Source organism: Kitasatospora sp. NPDC048662 (genome assembly GCF_055587065.1).
In genome coordinates this window covers 529,762-536,998 of sequence record NZ_JBVJHA010000004.1, presented here as the reverse complement: position 1 = coordinate 536,998, position 7,237 = coordinate 529,762, and the positions used below count along the sequence as shown (strand labels likewise).

General features: G+C 72.9%; 3 protein-coding genes. All 3 read right to left on the bottom strand.

Features of this window, described 5'->3' with window-relative positions:
* Positions 1-434 precede the first annotated feature (434 nt).
* On the bottom strand, positions 435-1,841 hold the full coding sequence (gene lpdA / locus ACZ6R9_RS15645) for a dihydrolipoyl dehydrogenase (protein ID WP_380477886.1): 1,407 nt from the start codon (positions 1,839-1,841) through the stop codon (positions 435-437).
* Between the two features lie 77 nt (positions 1,842-1,918).
* Positions 1,919-3,226: a M1 family metallopeptidase gene (locus tag ACZ6R9_RS15640; RefSeq protein ID WP_465538538.1), complete on the bottom strand. Its 1,308-nt coding sequence runs from the start codon at positions 3,224-3,226 to the stop codon at positions 1,919-1,921.
* Positions 3,223-7,056, bottom strand: coding sequence for a Pls/PosA family non-ribosomal peptide synthetase (locus ACZ6R9_RS15635; RefSeq protein WP_465538537.1), 3,834 nt, complete (start codon positions 7,054-7,056; stop codon positions 3,223-3,225). Before ACZ6R9_RS15635 ends, ACZ6R9_RS15640 begins: the two co-directional genes overlap by 4 nt.
* Between the last annotated feature and the right edge of the window lie 181 nt (positions 7,057-7,237).

Sequence of the window (7,237 nt, the reverse complement as noted above, 5' to 3'; positions counted from 1 at the left end):
GTCGTCGATCGGGTTGCCCTCGACGGTGACCATCTTCTGCAGCTTCAGGACGTTCGCCATGGTGTGCTCCTCTGTGATCGTTTCCTCCGCCCGACCGGCCGGCCGGTGCGGTGAGGCGGCATTGCGCCACCGGTGCCCGGAAGACCTCTTCGGGTCAGCAGCTGTGCGAGTCGCAGGACGAGACGCTGATGGACTCCTGGTCGTCGATCGGGTTGCCCTCGACGGTGACCATCTTCTGCAGCTTCAGGACGTTCGCCATGGTGTGCTCCTCTGTGATCGTTTCCTCCGCCCGACCGGTCGGCCGGTGCGGTGAGAAAAGAACACCAGCCCCCGCTCCGAGACCGCTCCGAGAGCGCTCCGAGGAACGAAAACGGCGCCGCCCCGGCTCCCTCCGCCGCACAGCGAAGGGAGCCGGGGCGGCGCCACGGTCGGTACTACATGTTGATCATGTGACCGGCGAGGCCGTGGATGGCCTCCTTGACGGCCTCGCCCAGGGTCGGGTGGGCGTGGATGTTGCGGCCGACCTCGTGCACGGTGAGGTCCCACTGCTGGGCCAGCGTCAGCTCGGGCAGCAGTTCGGTGACCTCGGGGCCGATCAGGTGCGCGCCGAGCAGCTCGCCGTGGGTGTTGTCGCAGATCACCTTGACGAAGCCGACGGGCTGGCCGAGGCCGTGCGCCTTGCCGTTGGCGGTGAACGGGAACTTCTGCACCTTCACGTCGTGGCCGAGCTCGCGGGCCTGCGCCTCGGTGTATCCGAAGGAGGCGACCTGCGGCTGGCAGTAGGTGGCGCGCGGGACCATCACGAAGTCGATCTCCATGGTCTCGGCCTTGGCGATGGTCTCGGCGGCGACCACGGCCATCGCCTCGGCGGCGTGCGCCAGCATCAGCTTGGCGGTGACGTCGCCGATCGCGAAGATGTGCTCGGCGCTGGTGCGGCCCCGCCCGTCCACGGCGATCGCGCCGCGTTCGGTGAGCTGCACGCCGGTGACCTCCAGGCCGTAGCCCTGGGTGCGCGGCGCGAAGCCGATCGCCTGGAGCACCTTGTCGGCCTCCAGCACCTCCTGCTTGCCGTCGCGGGTGACGGTGACCCGGACGGGCTTGTTCGGGTCGGAGTCGTCGATCGCGTCGACCCGGGTGGAGGTGAGCACCTGGATGCCCAACTTGCGGTACTGCTTGGCGAGTTCGGCGGACACGTCGGCGTCCTCCAGCGGCACCATGCGGTCCAGGAACTCGACGACGGTGACCTTGACGCCGTAGTTGTGCAGCACGTACGCGAACTCGACGCCGATCGCGCCGGCGCCCGCGATGATGATCGACTCCGGCAGCTGCTCGGTGAGGATCTGCTCCTCGTAGGTGACGACCCGCTCGCTGAGCGAGGTGCCGGGCAGCAGGCGGGTGGTGGCGCCCGTGGCGATGATGCAGTGGTCGAAGGTGACCATCTGGAACCCGCCGGCGGACAGCGCGACCTGCAGGGTGTGGTCGTCGACGAAGGTGCCCCAGCCGTCGTACTCGGTGATGCTGTTCTTCTTCATCAGGTAGTGGACGCCCTTGACCCGGCCGTCGGCGACCTGCCGGGAGCGGCTGAACGCCTTGCCGTAGTCGACGGAGATCCTGCCCTCGACCTGGATGCCGTAGAGGTCGGCCTCCTTCAGCACGGTGTGCGCGAGTTCGGCGTTGCGCAGCAGTGCCTTGGAGGGAATGCAGCCGACGTTCAGGCAGACGCCGCCCCAGTACTTGGCCTCGATCACGGCGGTGCGCAGACCGAGCTGGGCGGAGCGGACAGCGGCGGTGTAGCCGCCGGGGCCGGCGCCCAGGACGACCACGTCGTAGTGCGTGCTCATGTTCCTCGTTCCTCCGGTGACTTCGAAGACCACGTTGGCTTCGCGGCCATGGTGTCAGTACATCAGGTCACGAACCGTCACAGCTCCGGGAGGTCGGGCAGCGCGCGCAGGTGCAGCCAGTCGTCCAGCAGCGGGCGCAGTGGCCGGTCGGTGTAGTGGGCGGCGTGCGCGGCGAAGTCCTCGGTGGTGACGACGGCGTGCCGGTGGCCGGTGGCCCAGTCGCGCAGCAGGCGGAAGAACGCGGCGTCGCCGAGGGCGCAGCGCAGTGCGTGGACGGTGAGGCCGCCGCGTTCGTACACCCGGTCGTCGAACATGTGCGCCCTGCCGGGGTCGCCGATGGCCAAATCCTGTGGCAGGCCGCGTAGTTGGCGGTGGGCTTCGGCGGCCTTGTGCTGGGTGGTGGGGCCGCCGGCGCGTTCGGACCACAGCCATTCGGCGTACTTGGCGAGGCCTTCGTTGAGCCAGATGTGCCGCCAGTCGGCGATGGTGACGCTGTTGCCGAACCATTGGTGGGCGAGTTCGTGGGCGACCAGGCGTTCCCAGCCGCGCTGCCCGTCGATGTGGTTGCGGCCGAAGGTGGCCATGCCCTGCGCCTCGACGGGGACGTCCAGTTCCTCGTCCACCACGGCGACGGTGTACTCGCCGAACGGGTACGGGCCGAACAGTTCCTCGAACAGGCGCATCATCTGCGGCTGCCGGGCGAAGTCGTGCTCGAACGCGGCCTGCAGCGCCAGCGGCACCCAGGCGATCTGCGGGACGGTGCCGGGGACGCGTTCGGTCAGCGGGAACTCGCGCAGCGGGGCGATCGCCAGCCCGACCAGGTAGGACGCGGTGGGCGCGGGCTGCTCGTACACCCAGGTGGTGGCGGAGGACCGGGTGGTGCGGCTGAGCAGTCGGCCGCCGGTGACCACGGTGTACGGCGACGCGGTGGTGACGGTCAGCTGGTAGGCGGCCTTGTCGGCGGGCCGGTCGTTGCAGGGGAACCAGGACGGCGCGCCGATCGGCTGGGAGGCGACCAGCGCACCGTCCTCGATCTCCTCGAAGCCGAGGCCGCCCCAGGGGCTGCGGACCGGGCGCGGGTTGCCGGACCAGTGCACCTCGCAGGTGAAGAGGGCGCCGGCGGCGGGGGCCTTGGCGGGTTTGATCCGCAGTTTGCCGTCGCGGTGCGTGTAGCGCGCGGCCCTGCCGTCGACCAATACCTTGCCGATCCGGAACGCCCCCAGGTCGAGGGTGAACTCGCGCAGCGGCTCGGGGCCCGCTATGGCGGCGATCCGGGCGGAGGCGGCGAGCCGGTTGGGGCCGGGGCGGTAGTCGAGGGCCAGTTCGTAGCGGTGGGCGCGGTAGCGCGGGTCCCCGTTGCGGGGGAAGTACGGGTCGGCGCTCACCGGTGTGGTTCCTCCTGGTGCCAGGCCTCGATCGGGTTGCCGAGCCAGCGGGTGTCGGCGGGCACCGTCTCGGCGCGCATCACCAGCGAGGCCGGTCCGAGGGTGGTGCGTTCGCCGACGGTGCTGCCGGGCAGCACGATCCCGCCCGGGCCGAGGGTGGCGCCCGCGCGGAGCTCCACGGTGTCCAGCCGCATGATCCGGTCGTGGAAGAGGTGGGTCTGGAGCACGCAGCCCCGGTTGATGCTCACGCCGTCGCCGAGGGTGACCAGGTCGGCCTCGGGCAGCCAGTAGCTCTCGCACCACACGCCGCGCCCGATCCGGGCGCCGATCGCGCGCAGCCACAGCGTCATCACCGGCGTGCCGGCGGCCCGGCCGACCAGCCAGGGCACGGCCAGCACCTCGGTGAAGGTGTCGGCGAGCTCGTTGCGCCAGACGAAGGAGGACCACAGCGGGTGCTCGACCGCCCGGAACCGGCCCACCAGCAGCCACTTCGCGGCGGCGGAGACCACGCAGGCGACGGCGCCCGCCGCCACCAGCACCAGCCCCGACAGCAGCGGCTGGTCCAGCGCGCAGAGCGCGGCGGCCGTCAGCACGGCCAGCGCGGCGGAGGCCAGCACCGGGACGATCCGGCCCAGCTCGGTCACCCCGCGCGCCCAGCGCAGCCGGGCCGGCGGCTCGTAGGTGAGCGCCAGGTCGGCGGTGTCGGCGGCCCGGGGCAGTCTGACCGGCGGCATGCCCAGGTAGGAGCTGCCGCGCTTGGCCTTCTTCGGCGTCGCCGACAGCACCCCGACCAGCCCCCGGTCCGGCACCGCCCGCCCGGGCGCGGTCATGCCGGAGTTGCCGAGGAACGCGCGCTCGCCGATCTCGGCCCGCCCGATCCGCACCCAGCCGCCACCCAGCTCGTACGGGGCGATCAGGGTGTCGTCGGCGAGGAACGCCCCGTCGCCGACCGTGGTCAGGCTCGGCAGCGCGAGCACCGTGGACACCTCGGCGCCCTTGCCGACCCGCATCCCCAGCAGCCGCAGCCACACCGGGGTGATCAGCGCGGCGTACAGCGGGAACAGCGTCTCCCGGGCCAGGTCCATCAGCTGGCTGACCGTCCACGCCTGCCAGCCGATCCGGCCGTGCAGCGGGTGGTACCCGGTGCGCAGCCCCCGCGACAGCAGCCGGACCCCGATCAGCACCTTCGCGGCGTACGCCAGCCCGTAGGCGAGCGTGGCGGGGACGAGGGCCAGCAGCGCGCCCCGCACGGCCTGGGCGAGGCCGTCGCCGGGGTGGACGAACCGGCCGGCGATCAGCAGGGCGGGCAGTGCGGAGAGCAGCGGCAGGGCGGACAGCGCGAACCCGGTGGCGCCGTAGACGGCCGCCCAGCGGGCGGTGCGCGGCGGGCGCTGCTTGGGCCAGCCTCGGGTGGCCTTGCCGGTCTTCACGGCGGGCGCGCCCGCCCAGCGCTGGCCGGTCGGGACGTGCCCGGTGACGCTGGAGCCGGGCGCGACCTCGGCCCGCTTGCCGATCTTCGCGCCGGGCAGCAGCGTCGAACGGGTGCCGACCACCGCGCCCGCGCCGATCCGCAGCGCGCCGATCTCCAGCCGGTCGCCGTCCAGCCAGTAGCCGGACAGGTCCACCTCGTTCTCGATCGCGCAGCCCTTGCCGAGCCGCAACAGGCCCGTCACCGGCGGCAGCGCGTGCAGGTCCACGTCCGGCGCGACCCGGCAGCCCAGCGCCCGCGCGTACCGCACCAGCCAGGACCCGGACAGCTGCACCGCCCCCGACGCCTCGGCGATCCGCTCCGCCGTCCACAGCCGAAGGTGCACGCCGCCGCCGCGCGGGTACGTGCCGGGGCGGACGCCGCGCAGCAGCAGCCGGGCACTGCCCGCGGCGATCGCCAGGCGGCCGGGCGCCGAGTACAGCAGCGCCGCGCCGGCCAGCAGCAGCCACCACGGCGCGGTGGGGGCCCACGGGTAGTCGCCGAACAGGCTCAGGGCGGTGCCGAGGACGGCCAGCAGCAGCGACCAGCGCAGGCCGGTCAGGGTGGCCGTGGGCAGCATCAGCAGCAGTTGCAGGGCCTGGGCGCGGCGCGGGGTCGGCTCGACGGTGCGGGCCGGGCCCTCGGGCTGTGCGGACTTCTCCAGCAGCCGGGCCAGCTTGCGCAGCGTCGGCTGCTGGTAGATGTCGATCACCGAGACCGCCGGACAGCGGCCGCGCAGCAGCGTGGTGAGCTGTGCGGCGGCGAGCGAGCCGCCGCCGATCGCGAAGAAGTCGTCGTCGGCGCCGCGCACCGGGGTGCCGAGGATCTGCGTCCACTGCTCGGCCAGCCACGCCTCGGTGCCGTACAGCTGCTCGGCGGGGCCGGAGGTCTCCAGGTCCGACAGCGGCCAGGGCAGCGCGTCCCGGTCCACCTTGCCGGACGTCCGGGTCGGCAGGTGTTCGACGGTGGCCAGCAGCGGCACCAGCGCGGCGGGCAGTTCGGCCCGCAGCCTGGCGACCGCCGCATCACGGTCGAAGCCGTCCTGGACCACCAGGTAGCCGACCAGCAGCTGGTTGCCGCCCCGCGCCGTCCGCACCGCGGCTGCCGCACCGGACACGGCGGGCAGCGCCTGCAGCGCCGCGTCCACCTCGCCCAGTTCGATCCGCCGGCCGCCCAGCTTGATCTGCTCGTCGGCCCGCCCGAGGAACACCAGCCCCTCGGGTTCGGCCCGCACCAGGTCGCCGCTGCGGTACGCCCGCTCCCAGCCCAGCGACGGGAGCGGCGCGTACTTCTCGGCGTCCTTCAGCGGGTCCAGGTACCGGGCCAGGCCGACCCCGCCGATCACCAACTGTCCGCTGCCGCCCATCGGCACCGGCGCGCCCGCCTCGTCGACGACCGCCAGCTCCCAGCCGTCCAGCGGCAGTCCGATCCGGATCGGGGCCCGCCCTGTCAGCAGCGCCCCGCAGGCGACAACGGTCGCCTCGGTCGGGCCGTAGGTGTTCCACACCTCGCGGCCCTCGGTCACCAGCCGCTCCGCCAGCTCCGGCGGGCACGCCTCACCGCCGAAGATCAGCAGCCGCACCTCGTTCAGCGCCTCGGCCGGCCACAGCGCGGCCAGCGTCGGCACCGTGGAGATGACGGTGATCTCCTGCTCGGCCAGCCACGGCCCCAGATCCGCACCGCTGCGCACCTGCGCGCGCGGCACCGGCACCAGGCACGCGCCGTGCCGCCACGCCAGCCACATCTCCTCGCAGGACGCGTCGAACGCCACCGACAGCCCCGCCATCACCCGGTCCCCGGGCCCGATCGGCTCCTCCCGCAGGAACATCGCCGCCTCGGCGTCCACGAACGCCGCCGCACTGCGATGCGTGACCGCCACGCCCTTCGGCTTGCCGGTCGAACCGGAGGTGAAGATGATCCACGCGTCGTGCTCCGGCCTCGGCGGGGCGGCCTCGTGGCCCGAGGGCTTCACCTTCTCCGGCCGGCCGTCCACCCCGATCACCGCGTTGACGTCCGCCTCGCCGAACACCAGCTCCGCGCGCTCGTCCGGATCCTCGAAGTCCACCGGCACGTACGCCGCACCCGCCGCGAGCACCCCCAGGATCGCCACGTACAGCTCGTTCCCACCCGAGGGCACCCGGACCCCGACCCGGTCCCCCAGCCCGACCCCGGCCGCCCCCAACTCCCCCCGCACCCGCTCCACTTCGGCCATCAGCCCGGCATAGCTCAAGGTCTGCCGCCCGTCGTCCAGGGCGGGCTCCTGCGGGTACGCGGCCGCTGTCGCCGCGAGCACATCCACCAGCGTCCGCGCCGCGGCCGCCGGCCGGGCGCGGAACAACGCGGTGTCGGAATCGGTGATCATGGCCATACGGTCCTTGTCCTGGGTTCCCCGGCAGCCAACCGAACGTGTCCAAAACGCGACAACCCGGGAAAGTCTAGGTGAACGGGGCCGTGACGCCAGGGGCACGGGGAACCGCGCGAGCCGGAAGGCACCCAACGGCAGGATCGCGACGCACGCCAATGACCTGCGCGTGGCCGCGACC

Excerpts from the sequence above, each read along its gene's own strand:
- lpdA (WP_380477886.1), bottom strand. The coding sequence starts at position 1,841 with ATGAGCACGCACTACGACGTGGTCGTCCTGGGCGCCGGCCCCGGCGGC.
- ACZ6R9_RS15635 (WP_465538537.1), bottom strand. The coding sequence starts at position 7,056 with ATGATCACCGATTCCGACACCGCGTTGTTCCGCGCCCGGCCGGCGGCC.